Annotated in this window: 14 protein-coding genes and 1 rRNA gene; 7 read left to right on the forward strand and 8 right to left on the reverse strand. The window is 48.5% G+C overall.

The window, feature by feature from the left end:
• Positions 1–85 precede the first annotated feature (85 nt).
• Positions 86–201, forward strand: a 5S ribosomal RNA gene (rrf, locus tag M2371_RS00005).
• A gap of 333 nt (positions 202–534) precedes the next feature.
• Entirely contained in the window at positions 535–1,839 is a 1,305-nt protein-coding gene (locus M2371_RS00010; RefSeq protein WP_259266584.1) for an MFS transporter, read from the forward strand.
• Here M2371_RS00010 and M2371_RS00015 read toward each other — a convergent pair.
• From M2371_RS00015 to trxC, 5 genes are all read right to left on the reverse strand, one after another.
• Positions 1,836–2,159, reverse strand: a complete 324-nt coding sequence (locus M2371_RS00015; RefSeq protein ID WP_259266585.1) for a YfiM family lipoprotein — start codon at positions 2,157–2,159, stop codon at positions 1,836–1,838. The genes M2371_RS00010 and M2371_RS00015 overlap by 4 nt on opposite strands.
• A gap of 60 nt (positions 2,160–2,219) precedes the next feature.
• A complete protein-coding gene (gene pssA, locus M2371_RS00020; RefSeq protein WP_115627559.1) occupies positions 2,220–3,575 on the reverse strand; it encodes a CDP-diacylglycerol--serine O-phosphatidyltransferase in 1,356 nt (451 codons plus the stop codon).
• Between the two features lie 114 nt (positions 3,576–3,689).
• Entirely contained in the window at positions 3,690–6,350 is a 2,661-nt protein-coding gene (pat, locus tag M2371_RS00025) for a bifunctional acetate--CoA ligase family protein/GNAT family N-acetyltransferase (RefSeq protein ID WP_259266586.1), read from the reverse strand.
• Positions 6,351–6,382: 32 nt separating this feature from the next.
• Entirely contained in the window at positions 6,383–7,084 is a 702-nt protein-coding gene (locus tag M2371_RS00030) for a tRNA-uridine aminocarboxypropyltransferase (RefSeq protein ID WP_259266587.1), read from the reverse strand.
• A gap of 72 nt (positions 7,085–7,156) precedes the next feature.
• Positions 7,157–7,576, reverse strand: coding sequence for a thioredoxin TrxC (gene trxC, locus M2371_RS00035; protein ID WP_115627562.1), 420 nt, complete (start codon positions 7,574–7,576; stop codon positions 7,157–7,159).
• Between the two features lie 211 nt (positions 7,577–7,787).
• Here trxC and M2371_RS00040 point away from each other — a divergent pair, with 211 nt between their 5' ends.
• Complete coding sequence (locus tag M2371_RS00040) at positions 7,788–8,849, forward strand: tRNA/rRNA methyltransferase (protein WP_259266588.1); 1,062 nt, start codon at positions 7,788–7,790, stop codon at positions 8,847–8,849.
• 54 nt (positions 8,850–8,903) lie between these two features.
• On the opposite strand, the gene ung is transcribed toward M2371_RS00040, so the two are convergent.
• Positions 8,904–9,584 carry a uracil-DNA glycosylase gene (gene ung, locus M2371_RS00045; RefSeq protein ID WP_259266589.1) on the reverse strand — a complete coding sequence of 227 codons (681 nt, stop codon included), beginning with the start codon at positions 9,582–9,584 and terminating at the stop codon, positions 8,904–8,906.
• Between the two features lie 320 nt (positions 9,585–9,904).
• On the opposite strand from ung, the gene grcA reads away from it, so the two are divergent.
• Entirely contained in the window at positions 9,905–10,288 is a 384-nt protein-coding gene (grcA, locus tag M2371_RS00050) for an autonomous glycyl radical cofactor GrcA (RefSeq protein WP_034497754.1), read from the forward strand.
• A gap of 145 nt (positions 10,289–10,433) precedes the next feature.
• Here the strand turns inward: grcA and srmB are convergent, their stop codons facing one another.
• On the reverse strand, positions 10,434–11,756 hold the full coding sequence (srmB, locus tag M2371_RS00055; RefSeq protein WP_115627566.1) for an ATP-dependent RNA helicase SrmB: 1,323 nt from the start codon (positions 11,754–11,756) through the stop codon (positions 10,434–10,436).
• Between the two features lie 133 nt (positions 11,757–11,889).
• On the opposite strand from srmB, the gene M2371_RS00060 reads away from it, so the two are divergent.
• Positions 11,890–12,627, forward strand: a complete 738-nt coding sequence (locus tag M2371_RS00060) for a tRNA(1)(Val) (adenine(37)-N(6))-methyltransferase TrmN (protein ID WP_259266590.1) — start codon at positions 11,890–11,892, stop codon at positions 12,625–12,627.
• On the opposite strand, the gene nadB is transcribed toward M2371_RS00060, so the two are convergent.
• Complete coding sequence (nadB, locus tag M2371_RS00065) at positions 12,612–14,228, reverse strand: L-aspartate oxidase (protein WP_259266591.1); 1,617 nt, start codon at positions 14,226–14,228, stop codon at positions 12,612–12,614. The genes M2371_RS00060 and nadB overlap by 16 nt on opposite strands.
• 356 nt (positions 14,229–14,584) lie before the next feature.
• On the opposite strand from nadB, the gene M2371_RS21600 reads away from it, so the two are divergent.
• Together M2371_RS21600 and rpoE are read left to right on the forward strand one after the other, a co-directional pair.
• Entirely contained in the window at positions 14,585–14,641 is a 57-nt protein-coding gene (locus M2371_RS21600) for a hypothetical protein (protein ID WP_370511345.1), read from the forward strand.
• Positions 14,642–14,663: 22 nt separating this feature from the next.
• Positions 14,664–15,239, forward strand: a complete 576-nt coding sequence (gene rpoE, locus M2371_RS00070; protein ID WP_034497749.1) for an RNA polymerase sigma factor RpoE — start codon at positions 14,664–14,666, stop codon at positions 15,237–15,239.
• Position 15,240: the final 1 nt, after the last annotated feature.

Here is a 15,240-nt window from a genome sequence, read left to right on the forward strand (position 1 = left end):
ACTAAGATATTTGATTTTCAGCTTGAACCGAGATTTTAAGTCAATGGTTGTGTGAATAACATGACGGTTGATGAAACAGAATATGCCTGGCGGCACTAGCGCGGTGGTCCCACCTGACCCCATGCCGAACTCAGAAGTGAAACGCCGTAGCGCCGATGGTAGTGTGGGGTCTCCCCATGCGAGAGTAGGGAACTGCCAGGCTCCAAATAAACAAACAAGCCTCATGCGAAAGCATGGGGCTTTTTTGTGCTTTAAGTGGACAACATTGTCGGGAACAATGTTGCACGTCGCGTGCGACGGCCCCGGAGGGGGGAGTATCAGGATGATACGAATACAAGCCCTGTACTGACGTACAGGGCTTTTTGCTGTCTGCGATTTATGAAATTTTCTCGTAATCCACTTTAAAAGATTAGCTTGCTCACAGTTTTTTAAGCAACTACATCGAAACAGATAACTCTGAGTCGCATCTGTTATATCTCCTGCTTTACTGGATCTTTGGGCTTTTGCCTATTCAGGAAGACAGGAGAAAATAAAATGACTGAAACAGCAACAACACAGCAGGATAAAACCGCTCTTGGAAGTTCAGATACACGTCGTCGTATTTGGGCAATTGTGGGAGCCTCATCGGGGAATCTGGTTGAATGGTTTGATTTCTATGTCTACTCATTCTGTTCCCTCTACTTTGCACATATCTTCTTCCCTTCAGGCAATAGCACAACACAACTTCTACAAACTGCAGGGGTATTTGCTGCTGGATTTTTGATGCGCCCGATAGGGGGCTGGCTGTTTGGCTACATCGCCGATAAACATGGTCGCAAAAACTCAATGCTAATCTCAGTCTGCATGATGTGCTTCGGATCTTTGGTGATCGCCTGTTTACCAGGCTATGAAACGATTGGCACCTGGGCACCAGCACTGCTTTTACTAGCTCGCTTATTTCAGGGACTTTCTGTGGGAGGGGAGTATGGAACAAGTGCGACATATATGAGTGAAGTTGCAGTAGAAGGCCGGAAAGGATTTTATGCTTCTTTCCAATATGTGACGCTTATCGGAGGGCAACTTTTAGCTCTGCTGGTCGTCGTTGTGCTCCAGCAAATTCTCAGTGACGGGGAATTACGTGAATGGGGATGGAGAATTCCATTTGCCCTTGGAGCTGTACTCGCCGTTGTTGCACTATATCTACGTCGTTCGCTGGATGAAACATCAAATAAAGCAACGCGGGAACATAAAGATGCCGGTACTTTAGGCGGTCTTTGGAAAAACCGTCGCGCTTTTATTATGGTTCTTGGGTTTACCGCTGGCGGTTCACTAAGTTTTTATACCTTCACGACTTACATGCAAAAGTATTTGGTTAACACTGCCGGGATGCATGCAAATACTGCCAGTGCATTAATGACCTTCGCATTGTTTATATTTATGTTGGTACAACCTTTCTTTGGTGCATTATCAGATAAGATTGGTCGTCGTAATTCCATGCTGTGCTTTGGTGGATTAGCCACGGTAATGACAGTTCCTATTCTTACCGCTTTGCAAAACGTCACCTCTCCCTACGCGGCATTTGGCCTTGTCATATTCGCTATGTTAATTGTCAGTTTTTATACTTCGATCAGCGGGATTTTGAAGGCTGAAATGTTCCCGCCAGAAGTCCGGGCATTAGGTGTCGGTTTATCTTATGCCGTAGCCAATGCGCTGTTTGGTGGTTCCGCGGAATATGTTGCGCTTTCCCTCAAATCTATCGGTATGGAAACAGCATTTTTCTGGTATGTCTCCGGAATGGGAGCTTTAGCATTCCTGGTGTCACTGTTGCTACATCGCAAGGGTAAAGGGATAAAACTTTAATCTCTGGCAAATTGCCATATTGCATAGCCGGTGGCCGCACCGGCTACATCCCACGTGAAATCCTTCCAGCTCCACCCGCTTCCTGCTTCACTGCTATCCCAAAACTCTTTTGTTGCCCCAAGACTGACTGAAAATAAGAAACCAAAATTAGCACTACGGGAATCACTCCAGTTCTGATGATGACCATATTCATTCCCCGCAGCGGACAGAATTGCAGAGGCGATAAAATGTTGAGCTTTATCCTGCCCATGCCACTGATCTTGCGCCATATGGCTGCAACCACTAAAGAGGAACACTGATGGCAGTAATAAACGAAGCATTCACTATCCTCCGGCTATAAAAAAACCCTGCAAGCAGGGTTTTATCATTATAACGATGAATTACAGAATACGACTGATCAAACGGTCGATGCGGATACGTCGCAAGCGGCGAATGAGCTTACGAACTTTTATAGGATATTCCGCAATACTCTGTAAATCGCGATAATGCTGAACAACAGTAGTATGCGTGCGGATCAATTCCAGTTCATGATCGCGTTGTGTGGTGAGCTCGTGCTTAGGATCATGAATCAGAATCGCATTCTCGAGATCCAGCCTCCATGCTCTCGGGTTCAGGTTATTTCCCGTCAGTAGCATCCACTCGTCATCTACCCACATACCTTTTAAGTGATAACTGTTATCTTCATCTTTCCATAAGCGTACAATTAATTGCCCGCTATTAACGTAGTATTGCAAACGGCTCAGGAAGCGACGAAGGTTAATTTCGTAGAGATAAGGCAATGCACCGATTATCTTAAACGGCTGATCTTCCGGAATATAAAAATCATTCGCCGTTTTGTCGCCGACAATAATTTCGACCTGCTTACCTTCGCGAAGCAACTGGATAATATTTCGTACCAGTACCGCCGGAAGATTGAAATAAGGTGTGCAAATAACTAATTTTTGCTCAGTACACGGCATCAAATGATAGATAGTTTTATTGAGCAAGCTTGTTTTGCCCAGGCCAACCAAAGGCGTAACGGCAAGCTGCTCGTTATCGGCATTCCCCTGGAAATGGAAACTCGCATCCCGCAATTCCTGGCGGAACAAACGAATATCATTTTTAATCTCAGGGCTTTTTGGTCTATGTAATCTATCGAGGCGATGTACCGCACGTCCACGCACCAGATTTTGCTGCATCCAGTTATACATGATGTCGGAAAGCTGCGGATTACAGATGACCTGATAACGGTCATAACGATATTTATCATGCTGATGTAGATAAACGTCATTCACGCTGGCGCCGCTATAAATCACGCAATCATCAACAATAAAGCCTTTGAAGTGCAGAACGCCCAACGCTTCGCGAGTATTCACAGGCACACCGTGAACAGGGATATCTACACCTGGATGTTCTTCGGCCATGCGATGATACCAGTCGGCATTTGTGTTAGTTGCAGCAGCACCAATTCGGCCTCGCTGAGCGCGATGCCAGTCTACCAGGACAGTCACTTCAATTTCCGGGCGTTGTTGTTTCGCCTGGTAAAGTGCAGCTAACACGGCTTTACCCGCATCGTCTTGCTCAAGATACAGAGCGACAATACAGATGCGGCGAGTTGCACTAGCAATTTTTTGCAGCAGGACTTCACGGAAATCCGCTGGGGAGAAAAGGGTCTCTACATCATCAACTGACTGAGAAAGCTTCGGCAATTGGGCAAGGTGTTGTTGATGTTTATTACGTTTAAATTTAGACAACATCACAGTGCGTATCTTCTCTATTCATTGGATGGCCTTCTGCAAAATCCAGACGTCAGAACTTGCTGATAATACCACTACTGACCCGCAAAGTGAGTAAGTTTTCCAGTACCTTACTCACGAATCCATGCTTTTTATCAATGGAAGTGTCAGGCTGACAATGCCATCTTCCAGTTGTATATCGACATCGAATCCAAGTTTTCGGGCCAATGAGACCATACCACGGTTATTTGGCATTGTTATGCCGTTAAGGCGTTGAAGCCCATGCTCTCCCGTATAGGCAATAAGCTTCTCCAGTAGTCTGCGGCCTAATCCAAGTCCTTTTAAATCAGAGCGCACCAGCACCGCAAACTCGGCATCAATATTATCTGGGTCGGAGATTGCACGAGTTACGCCGATTATCTCGCTGCTACCGTTTTGTTGCCGGACTGCAACGAATGCCATTTCTCGATCGTAGTCGATCTGGGTCATATTGGCTAAATCTTCATGGGTAAATTCGTTGATCTCGCTGAAATATCGGTAGTAAAGATCTTCTTTAGTGACCAGGGAAATAAACTGTTGTAGCAGCGGTTCATCTTCTGGAAGGATCGGGCGAAACAGGCACTGCTCACCATTCTTGAGGACCACGTTTTCTTCAAGTTGGTATGGATAAGGACGGATGGCCAGCCGGGTCTCCGGATCACCCTCGAATTCAGCGAGCTGTAAGGTGACATCCAGCAATGTGAATTCGTTTCCAGAAGCCAAAAGTGGGTGAATATCCAGGCGACGGATTTCCGGACAATCGACAATTAAGTTAGAAACCTGAACCAGAATCTGACTAATACCGGGAACATCTAACGGGCGTAGTGCGCTACGCCCACGAATTTTTCCGCTTTTTATCGCCTGAATAACCAAATAGCGGGCAAGGTTCATGTTCAACGGAGGTAATGCGACAACGGCTTGCTGATCGGGTCGCCATTCTACACCGCCTTCGCCCAGCATAATCAAAGGGCCAAAGACAGGATCATGCTCAACAACGATTCGTAGTTCCTGAGCGCCTGCGCGATTAGCCATGCTTTGAACCAATAGCCCATGAATTCGCGCTTGCGGCCACGCCATTTTCACACGATCGATGATGGCACCAGCGGCTTGTTGAACCTCTGCGGCTGTTCTGAGGTAAAGCATTACCCCCTGAACTTCCGATTTATGTGGAATATCGGGAGAGCGGAGCTTCAATGCCACGGGATATCCGATCTGCTCGGCGATATGCACGGCTTCTGCGCTATCACCGGCAATCCAGGTCGGTAATGTGTTCAAGCCATAGGCCTGCAAGATAGGGCGCACTTCATGTGTATCGAGTGAAGTCGCGCCTTCTTTTAATGCCTGCATCAGCAGTTGATGCGCCTCGCTGGCATTCGCTTGCAGATTAGCGGGCAGCGCGGGCGTTTCACGCAACTGTTTTTGGTTGCGACGATATTCCACCATATGCATAAAGGCGGTAACTGCGCCTTCAGGCGTGCGATAAGTCGGAATACCGGCATCACTGAACAAGCGCCTGGACTCCTGAGACGAGTACTCACCGCACCAGTTGGTAATTAACGTGATGTATTTACCCCGTGGATGCCTGCGGATTAAATCGATTAATGCGGTGGCACTCTCAGTCCCAGGCGCTGCAGCGCTCGGGGCATGGATCACCATTAGTGCATCAAAATCCTGGCTATCAAGCAAGATCTCCACGGCGTGAAGATAATGTTCTGGCGTGGCATCATCTCGTAAGTCTAACGGGTTGCCACTTTCAACACTGATGGGCAAAGCACCTTTTAGCTTACCGAGTATTTCTTCATTCAATGTTGCCAGTTTGCCATTGCGTAACCATAACTCGTCCAGCGCCAACGCTGCTGGAGCAGCACCGTTACTGATAATCATAAGGCGTTCGCCGCGAAGCGGTCGCATATGGCTCAATGTTTCTACTGCCGAAAAAAGCTCATGCGTGTCTTGCACCCGTAACAAACCGGCACGTTGAATCGCCGCGTCCCAGGCAGCATCGAGTCCGGGATGTGTTTTGAGTAGTTCTTGTGCCTTGGCGCTACGGCCACTTTTAATCACAAGAATGGGTTTGTTACGAGAAGCACTTCGCGCGGCTGAAACAAAACGCCGCGCATCGCTCAAATGTTCCAGATAAAGCAAAATGGCGCTCGTTTTGGTATCGCGAGCCAGATAATCCAGCAATTCATCAACATCAATATCAAGGCTGTCGCCTAACGCAATAAACCACGAGAAGCCCATCTCACGTTGCTGCGCCCAATCCAGAATGGTGTTAGAAACTGCCGCAGATTGGGAGATAAAAGCCAGCTTGCCTTTTTGAATCGGGACAGGTGAGAAGCTTGCATTGAGGCCCTGCCACGGAGCAAGTAAACCCAAGCTATTTGGGCCAAGTAAACGTATCTGCCACTGCGCAGCACAAGCCAGTAAATCAGATAATTGTTCAGGGGGAGAAGAGAGAATAATGCAGGCTTTACAGCCTTTTTCTCCCAGTGATTGCAGTAATTCCAGGTTACGTTTTGAGTGAGTGCAGATGACGGCGAGATCGGGGGCGAAAGGGAGGCTTGCAATATCAGGCCAGGCAAGCACGCCGCAGACCGCTTTATGGCTGGGTGTTACCGGCATGACCGGGCCGTTGAAACCGCCAGCCAGAAGATTGCGCATCATTAAATAACCCGCGCGATCTGTTTTTGCAGAAGCCCCGATAACCGCAATTGATTTGGGGCGCAGTAGCGCCTCCAGCCCACGTTGACTCATAGCTCTCTCTCCTGAGAATTAACTCTGTGAGTTTAAACGCTTTCTGGCTCCGGTGCTGTGATGCTGGATTGATGATGAGGTTTCCCTGCCAGATACCTCTCACGAAATAACGTGAAATGCTCAGTCAGACCTATGGCGGCTTGTTCATCATCTGCCAGGGCGAGCAATGCCGCAGCGACTTCCGCCGTGCAGTATTGCCCCTCGGCATGGGCTTCACGAAGACGATAGGCAGAGACAATACTTAAATCGACTGAAATCACCGGAAGTCCATCAAGATAAGGACTTTTGCGGAACATCTTGCGTGCTTCAGTCCACGTACCATCCAACATAATGAAGAGTGGTGGCTTGCCAGATTTTGGCGGGGTGGTCAGCACTTCGCGTCCAACGCTGGCATAAGATGCCGGGAATACCACCATCGGTTGGTAATCTTGGGAGCTGACTAAATCGAGCAATGCCTGAGGTGGTTCTGTACGTGACCACTGAAACGCTTCGGTATCCGGTAAAATATCGGCAATTAATCGCCCGGTATTGCTTGGTTTCATCGGCTCTGTATCAAACATCACCAGGCAAAAGCGGCTCCGTGCATTCTGAGGTTGTAGCGTTTCACACAGACAGGCTTTTAGCGGCAACAGGCAACGCTGGCAACGGCGTATGCGATTACCACGGGCAAGGAAAGGACGAGTTGCACGCGCCAGGCGTTCAGCGCGAAGACGTAAGACGGCGTTTTCAGTCATCAGATAAACAAGCTTAAAAACGCCATTCTAACGTAGATGAAGTATCCGGGCACAATAAACGTGCCCGTGAACTTAGATGTTTTCGTTCAGCCAGCTTTCAAACGGGGCCTTTGGCATCGCACCGTTTAGCATGTCGACCATTTCACCTTTTTTAAACACCATAATTGTCGGAATGCTGCGGATGCGGAAACGAGCACTTAGCGCTGGCTCCGCCTCTGTATTCACTTTAACAAAACGGACTTTGCCGCTGCGCTCTTCCGCCACATCTTCAAAGATTGGGGCGAAGTTGACGCATGGGCCGCACCATGGCGCCCAAAAATCTACAACTACTGGTAAGTCGTCTTGCAGCAATTTATCCAGGGTTTCGCTGGTGGCATTAATCACTTCACCATCGAACAGCTCATGACCACAACGGCCACATTTGGCACCGTCATCAATACGCTCATCGGGGATGCGATTAATTGCCTGGCAGGCGGCACAAACGGTATTCATAACTAACCTCTAAAGGATGTGTTGTCCAAAAATGGCGAAATTCACAGATGATGTTTCTGATATGTTAAATATTATCAGCGATTAGTCGAGTGCCAGCAAAGTGATTTATTCGATGAATACAATAGTTGTGGGCTTTTGACCAAAGTTAATGGCTAACCAGTGCCACATCGGGTAATCTGCGCGCCACGCGCTCAGCCAGGTGGAGAAAAGCATGAACGACGAATTTAAAGGTAAAAGCGGCAAGGTCAAAGTGATGTATGTCCGCGGTGACGATGACAGCGAAAAACGCAGCCAAAACCCGCGCACAGGTAAAGGTGGTGGGCGTCCGGCAGCAGCGTCACGCGGTGAGGGCCGTCGTGGCCCACGTCGCGATGATAAACCTGGCGCAGGGCGCGAGCGGAATCGTAGTGACGATCGTGACGATCGTGGTGATAACCCATGGCGCACGGTTTCACGACCGCCAAGAGAAGAAGTGTCTGAAGCAGGCGAGCAAATGGGTGCCAATGGCAGACCTATTGTTGACCCTGAAATCATTCGCCGCCAACGTGCGGAAGAAACACGTGTTTACGGTGAGAACGCTTGTCAGGCTTTGTTCCTGAGCCGTCCTGATTGCATCGTACGCGCCTGGTTCATCCAGAGCGTGACCCCGCGTTTCAAAGAAGCACTGCGTTGGATGGCTGCAAACCGTAAAGCCTACCATGTAGTAGATGATGCGGAGTTGGTTAAAGCATCCGGTACTGAGCACCACGGTGGCGTTTGCTTCATCATTAAAAAGCGTCGCGGCATCACTGTTGACAGCTGGTTATCTAAAGCTGGCGAAGAAGATTGTGTCCTGGCACTGGAAAACGTGGCTAACCCGCATAACCTCGGTGGCATTATGCGTAGCTGCGCACACTTCGGTGTGAAAGGCTTGCTGGTGGAAGATGCAGCAATGCTGGAGTCTGGCGCTGCGGTTCGTACTGCTGAAGGCGGTGCGGAGCATGTTGAAGCAATTAGCGGCGAGACTTTCGAAGAAGGTCTGGAGCAATTCCGTAAAGCCGGTTACGCGATTGTCACAACATCAAGCCATAAAGGAACTCCGCTTTTCAAAGCTGAGTTGCCGAAGAAAATGGTTCTGGTGTTAGGTCAGGAACGCGAAGGTGTTTCTGATGCGACCTTTGAAAATGCTGACATGAGCGTTGCGATCACAGGCACTGGTAATGTTGAAAGCTTGAACGTATCAGTGGCAACCGGTGTGTTGTTGTCTGAATGGTGGCGTCAAAACAAAGCGTAATGCTTTGAGAATGACCGTTTTAAAAAGCCAGCGAAAGCTGGCTTTTTTGTCTCTTTATTCTGGCAAGACCGGCGTCCAGTCAATTGCGGGCTGATTGCGTTCGGTCAGATACTGATTGGTTTTAGAGAAATGCCCACATCCCAGAAAACCACGATGCGCCGATAAAGGCGAGGGATGAGGGGCTTGTAAAACGTGATGGCGGTCTCTGTCAATAAAACTGCCTTTCTTCTGCGCATGCGATCCCCAAAGTAAAAATACGACGCCTTCACAGTGTTCGTTAATCAGCGCAATTACCTTATCTGTGAATGCTTCCCAGCCTAATTTCGCATGCGAATGCGCATTACCTGCCTCGACGGTTAATACTGTGTTGAGTAAAAGTACGCCCTGACGCGCCCAGCTTTCCAGGTAACCATGGTTTGGTTGCACAAAATCAGCAATGTCGCTCTGCAACTCTTTGTACATATTCTTTAACGACGGTGGCACTGCAACACCAGGCAGAACAGAGAATGCCAGACCGTGTGCTTGCCCTGGACCGTGATAAGGGTCTTGTCCAAGGATGACCACTTTCACGTCACCCAGCTCCGTAAATCTGAATGCGTTGAATACGTCTTTCTGAGGAGGATAAACCGTGACTCCAGCAGCGCGTCGTTCAGCAACGGTTGCCAGCGTATTAATGAAATAAGGTTGTTGCTTTTCTTGAGCCAGCACATCGTGCCAGGTGAGGGGGGTCGTCATCTCGCTCTCCTGCGATTTGGAATCTGACTAGCTTAACGGCTTCTTTCTTCTAAACAAAATGGATGAGTCACTGTTAAGACTTAAACCTAAAAAAATTTGAAAATTTACATAATTTTTAATTTCAACCAAGCCAGCTAAGTTGATGTAAAACAAATAAATGATATCATAGGCACATTGATGGCATGGATTTAATTGATTTAAATCAAAGTTTGAAGCCGGTTTGGCTAGTATAAAGATCAGTAACGCAACAATGGTTTTACCAATGAGCCAGTTTATGGCCCGAAATAGAATCACAAAATTAGCCCATAGGGAGAAATAAAATGATTACTGGTATCCAAATTACTAAAGCTGCAAATGATTCACTCCTGAACTCTATCTGGCTGCTGGACAGCGAGAAAGGCGAAGCACGTTGTGTCTGTGCTAAAGCAGATTTTGCAGAAGACGAAGTTGTCGCGGTGAGCAAACTGGGCGAGTTCGAATATCGTGAAATCGGTGTGGAAGCAAAACCTGAAGTTCGTGTAGAAGGTGGTCAGCACCTGAACGTGAACGTTCTGCGTCGTGAAACTCTGGAAGATGCTGTTAAACACCCAGAAAAATATCCGCAGCTGACTATCCGTGTTTCTGGCTATGCCGTACGTTTCAACTCACTGACTGCAGAACAGCAGCGTGACGTGATTGCTCGCACCTTCACTGCAAGCCTCTAATTTCTAAAGTATTTAAAAAGCCGGTGGCAGTAGCACCGGCTTTTTTTATGGTTCTGATTCAGAAATGTAACAAAACGGTTAAAACTCTAACTCAAATCATAAAAAAACCGCCTCCTGGGAGACGGTTTATATAGCTGTTGATGAATTATTCAGCTGAATCGGTTTTCGCACTGCTTGGTTTACGGCGCTTACCGACATTCTTTTTATCGCGAAGACGAACTTTCACACGCGGTTTTTCTTTCTCGTCTTTCTTCTTCTCTTCGCGCTTAGCGAGCACTTTCTTCGACGGCTTGCCGGTGAGTTTTTCACTCGGTGCGCGGGTGGTTGGGCGCAGCTCATCAATCACGCGAGATTTCATTGGTTCTTTCATGTAGCGAGTGACTTTGCCCAGCAGCAAATGGTCATGCGCTTCAACCAATGAGATTGCAGTGCCTTTCAGACCGGCACGACCCGTACGCCCGATACGGTGCAGATAGGTATCAGCAGTACGCGGCATATCGAAGTTAAACACATGGCTCACTTCTGGAATATCAATACCACGCGCGGCAACATCGGTTGCAATCAGAACGTTCACGCGGCCATCAGTCAAACGCTTGATTGCCTCGGTACGTTTCATCTGCACCATTTCGCCTTCGAGATAGCAGGTATTGATCCCCGCTTCGCGAAGCCAGGCAACCAGTTCATGCACACGATCGCGTTTACGCACAAAGACGATTGAACGAGTGGTATCCGGTTGTTTCAGCAGGTGTACCAACAGAGCGGTTTTATGCTCGATGTTATCGGCACGGTAGTACCACTGGTGGATTTTTTTGCGTTCACGTGTTGATGACGTTGCAGAAACTTCAACAGGATCTTCTAACAAACGCTCTGCGAAGTTCTTGATTGCATCGCCTTCAAGCGTGGCAGAGAACAGCATGGTTTGTTTGCGCCAGCGAGTCTCTGCAGCAATGGTTTCGATATCCTGCGCGAAGCCCAAATCCAACATGCGATCGGCTTCATCAAGAATCAGTGTCTCAACCGCACGGCAATCAAAGTTTTCTTCTTTGATGTATTGCAGCAGGCGGCCCGTTGTTGCGACAACGATATCCTGATTTTCGCTAAACACTTCAGCGTGGTTCATATAAGCCACGCCACCAGTGATAGTTGCGATATCAAGATGTGTATGTTTTGCCAGCTCACGAGCGTGATCGGCCACTTGCATTGCCAGTTCACGCGTTGGCGTGACGATCAAAATACGTGGTGGGCCAGATTTTTTACGCGGGAAATCGACCAAATGCTGTAACACAGGCAGCAAATAAGCGGCTGTTTTACCGGTACCGGTTGGTGCGGAACCGAGGACATCACGCCCTTCAAGTGCAGGTGGAATGGCGGCAGCCTGAATAGCTGTCGGGCGGGTAAAGCCCTTGTCCTGGAGCGCGAGCAACAAGCTCTCGTCAAGTTCCAGTTCGGAAAAAGTGGTTACAGTCATGGTCTTCCTCTATGTAGGGCGCCGATTATAGACGTTATGGCTGCGATCTTCATCTGTTTGTGTGGATAACTGACGCTTTTCCTGGCAGCAACTTTCCCCTATGCTACACCCGTTTCTCTACAGGGTAGCTAAGATGTGCAGTCAAAGAGCAGTATTGCGTCGTGATGGATTCACCTTTAAACAATTCTTTGTAGCGCACGACAGATGCGCAATGAAAGTCGGAACTGATGGCACGTTGCTGGGCGCATGGGTACCCGTAGCAAATGTGAAAAACGTATTGGATATTGGCACCGGAAGCGGCTTACTGGCATTAATGCTCGCGCAGCGCACGCCTGATCATGTCACGGTCGATGCAGTAGAACTTGATCCTGCTGCCGCTGAGCAAGCTGCGGAAAACGCCGCAGGGTGCAAGTGGTCTTCGCGTATCTCGGTTCATTGCGCTGATATTCGTGAATGGGCGCAACAAGCCACGCAACGTTACTCGTTAATCGTCAGCAACCCGCCGTTTTTTACCCAGGGCAGTGATTGTGCTTCGCCGGAGCGTGCCCAGGCTCGCTATACCACGACGCTTGATCATAACGCGTTGTTGAGTAGTGCCGCACAGTTGATCACTGAAGATGGTTTTTTCTGTGTGATCATGCCTGAAACGTCGGGAACGGCTTTTTGTGAACTGGCAAAAACACAGGGATGGTTTGTACGTTACCGTACGGATATCGCAGATAATGAAACGCGTTTGCCGCATCGCGTCATGCTGGCGGTGTCACCAACAGATGGCGAATACTTTACTGAACGATTAATCATTCGTGGGCCAGACCAACAATATTCCGAAGGCTATTGCAGCCTGACCCAGGATTTCTATTTATTTATGTAGAGTGGGGAAAGAATGCTTGGCCCGGAGTTTTCGGCCAAATCCGGGTAGTCCAGAGTGTAGTGCAGGCCCCGGCTTTCTTTACGCATCATGGCACAGCGCACGATTAACTCAGCAACTTGTACAAGGTTGCGCAGTTCCAGCAAATTGTTCGACACGCGGAAGTTGGCATAGTATTCGTCGATCTCTTGCTGCAACATCGTAATTCGGCGCAGTGCGCGTTCCAGACGGCGCGTGGATCGTACAATCCCAACGTAATCCCACATAAACAGGCGAAGCTCATGCCAGTTATGTTGAATCACAACTTGTTCATCTGGATTATCGACGCGGCTATCATCCCAGTCAGGCAGTTTTCTGGAAATTCGGGCGTACGGCATACGCTTTATAATATCCTCTGCCGCTGACCAGCCATAAACCAGACATTCCAGCAGCGAATTCGAGGCCATGCGGTTTGCGCCATGCAGACCGGTATAGGTCACTTCGCCGATAGCATATAGCCCATCAACATCAGTCCGCCCATTTTCATCGACCATCACGCCGCCGCAGGTGTAATGTGCCGCAGGCACAACCGGGACGGGTTCTTTAGTGAGATCGATATCCAGCCCCATCAGCTTTTCGTAAATTGTCGGGAAATGATGGCGGACAAACTCTTCTGGTTTGTGGCTGATATCAAGGTACATGCAGTCTGCACCCAGACGCTTCATCTCATGATCGATGGCGCGAGCGACGATATCTCGCGGAGCCAGCTCACCACGCTCATCAAAATCAGGCATAAATCGTGAGCCATCAGGGCGCTTGAGATAAGCACCTTCGCCGCGTAAGGCTTCGGTCAGTAGGAAATTACGTGCTTGAGGGTGGAACAACGCGGTAGGGTGAAACTGATTAAATTCCAGGTTCGCGACGCGGCAACCGGCGCGCCAGGCCATGGCAATACCATCGCCTGAAGAAATATCCGGATTAGTGGTGTACTGATAAACTTTTGATGCACCGCCGGTAGCCAGAACCACCGCTTTCGCGCGGCAGGTTTCCACTTTTTCACGATTGCGGTTCCAGATCCAGGCTCCGACCACGCGTCGCGTACCCGGTAAACCTATTTTGTCTGAAACAATTAAATCGACGGCATTACTGCGTTCGATGACACGAATATTCGGGTGGTTAAGCGCTTTACCTACCAGAGTGGTTTCTACTTCTTTACCCGTGGCGTCAGCGGCATGAAGAATTCGACGATGGCTATGCCCACCTTCGCGGGTTAAATGATAGCTTTCTGCACCATTTGGCTGAACTTCGGTATCAAATAACACGCCCTGGTCAATCAGCCATTGCACGCAGTGACGTGCATTACTGGCGACAAACTCCACCGCCTCACGGTCACAAATTCCAGCGCCTGCAATCAGAGTATCTTCTACATGTGAGTCGATGCTGTCCGTTTCATCAAACACAGCGGCAATGCCGCCCTGAGCATATAAGGTTGAGCCTTCATTAATCGGCCCTTTACTCAGAACTATTACTTTGCTGTTTTCGGCAAGCCGTAAAGCAAGAGAGAGGCCAGCAGCTCCGCTACCGACGATTAATACATCACAAGCGAGTTCGGAATTTGCGTTCATCGTGTTTAATTTACTAAACAATGGTTGGGCCAGCATATCACCCGATGTGGGCTACAACACGCTTTTTTTAAAGCAGTGTTATATCAACTAAACAGGACGACGTGCAGAAGTCAGTTTCATCTGAATTATGTGCGGAATAAGCCATATTTGCAGTCAGGCCACCGTGAGCGGCAGATTTTCTGATGAAAAATCATGATTCATGCGATACTCTGCATGCAATTTAGCGATCGCCTTTTAGGTTAAAAAAGGTGTCACCGTTTGTGCCACGAAACTTATAATCAAGAAGAGATAATTTGTGGAACAGATCAGGAAAACAAAGGCGTAACGGAACTTTGCTCGAATCGAGCGTTCCAACCGTGAACTTGCTCATGTATGCAGAGTTCGGGTGGCTTTTCAATTACGCGTGGAAATAGGTTTGGGGAGACATTACCTCGGATGAGCGAGCAGTTAACGGATCAGGTCCTCGTCGAACGGGTCCAGAAGGGAGATCAGAAGTCATTCAATTTACTGGTAATTCGTTATCAGCATAAAGTGGCGAGCCTGGTTTCCCGCTATGTACCATCAGGGGATGTTCCTGACGTGGTGCAGGAGTCTTTCATTAAAGCTTATCGTGCACTGGATTCATTCCGTGGCGATAGCGCGTTTTACACATGGTTGTACCGTATAGCGGTCAACACAGCGAAAAATTATCTGGTTGCTCAGGGACGTCGTCCTCCATCAAGTGATGTGGACGCAATTGATGCGGAAAACTACGAAAGTGGCAGCGCATTGAAAGAAATTTCGAACCCTGAGAACTTAATGTTGTCTGAAGAACTGAGACAAATAGTTTTCCGTACTATTGAGTCACTTCCGGAAGATTTACGTATGGCAATTACGTTGCGGGAGTTGGATGGTTTGAGCTATGAAGAAATAGCCGCCATCATGGATTGCCCGGTAGGGACTGTACGTTCTCGTATTTTCCGTGCGCGGGAAGCTATTGATAATAAAGTTCAACCGCTTATCAGGCGTTGAC

It is taken from the genome of Buttiauxella sp. BIGb0471 (genome assembly GCF_024807715.1).
Classification (GTDB): Bacteria; Pseudomonadota; Gammaproteobacteria; order Enterobacterales; family Enterobacteriaceae; genus Buttiauxella; species Buttiauxella agrestis.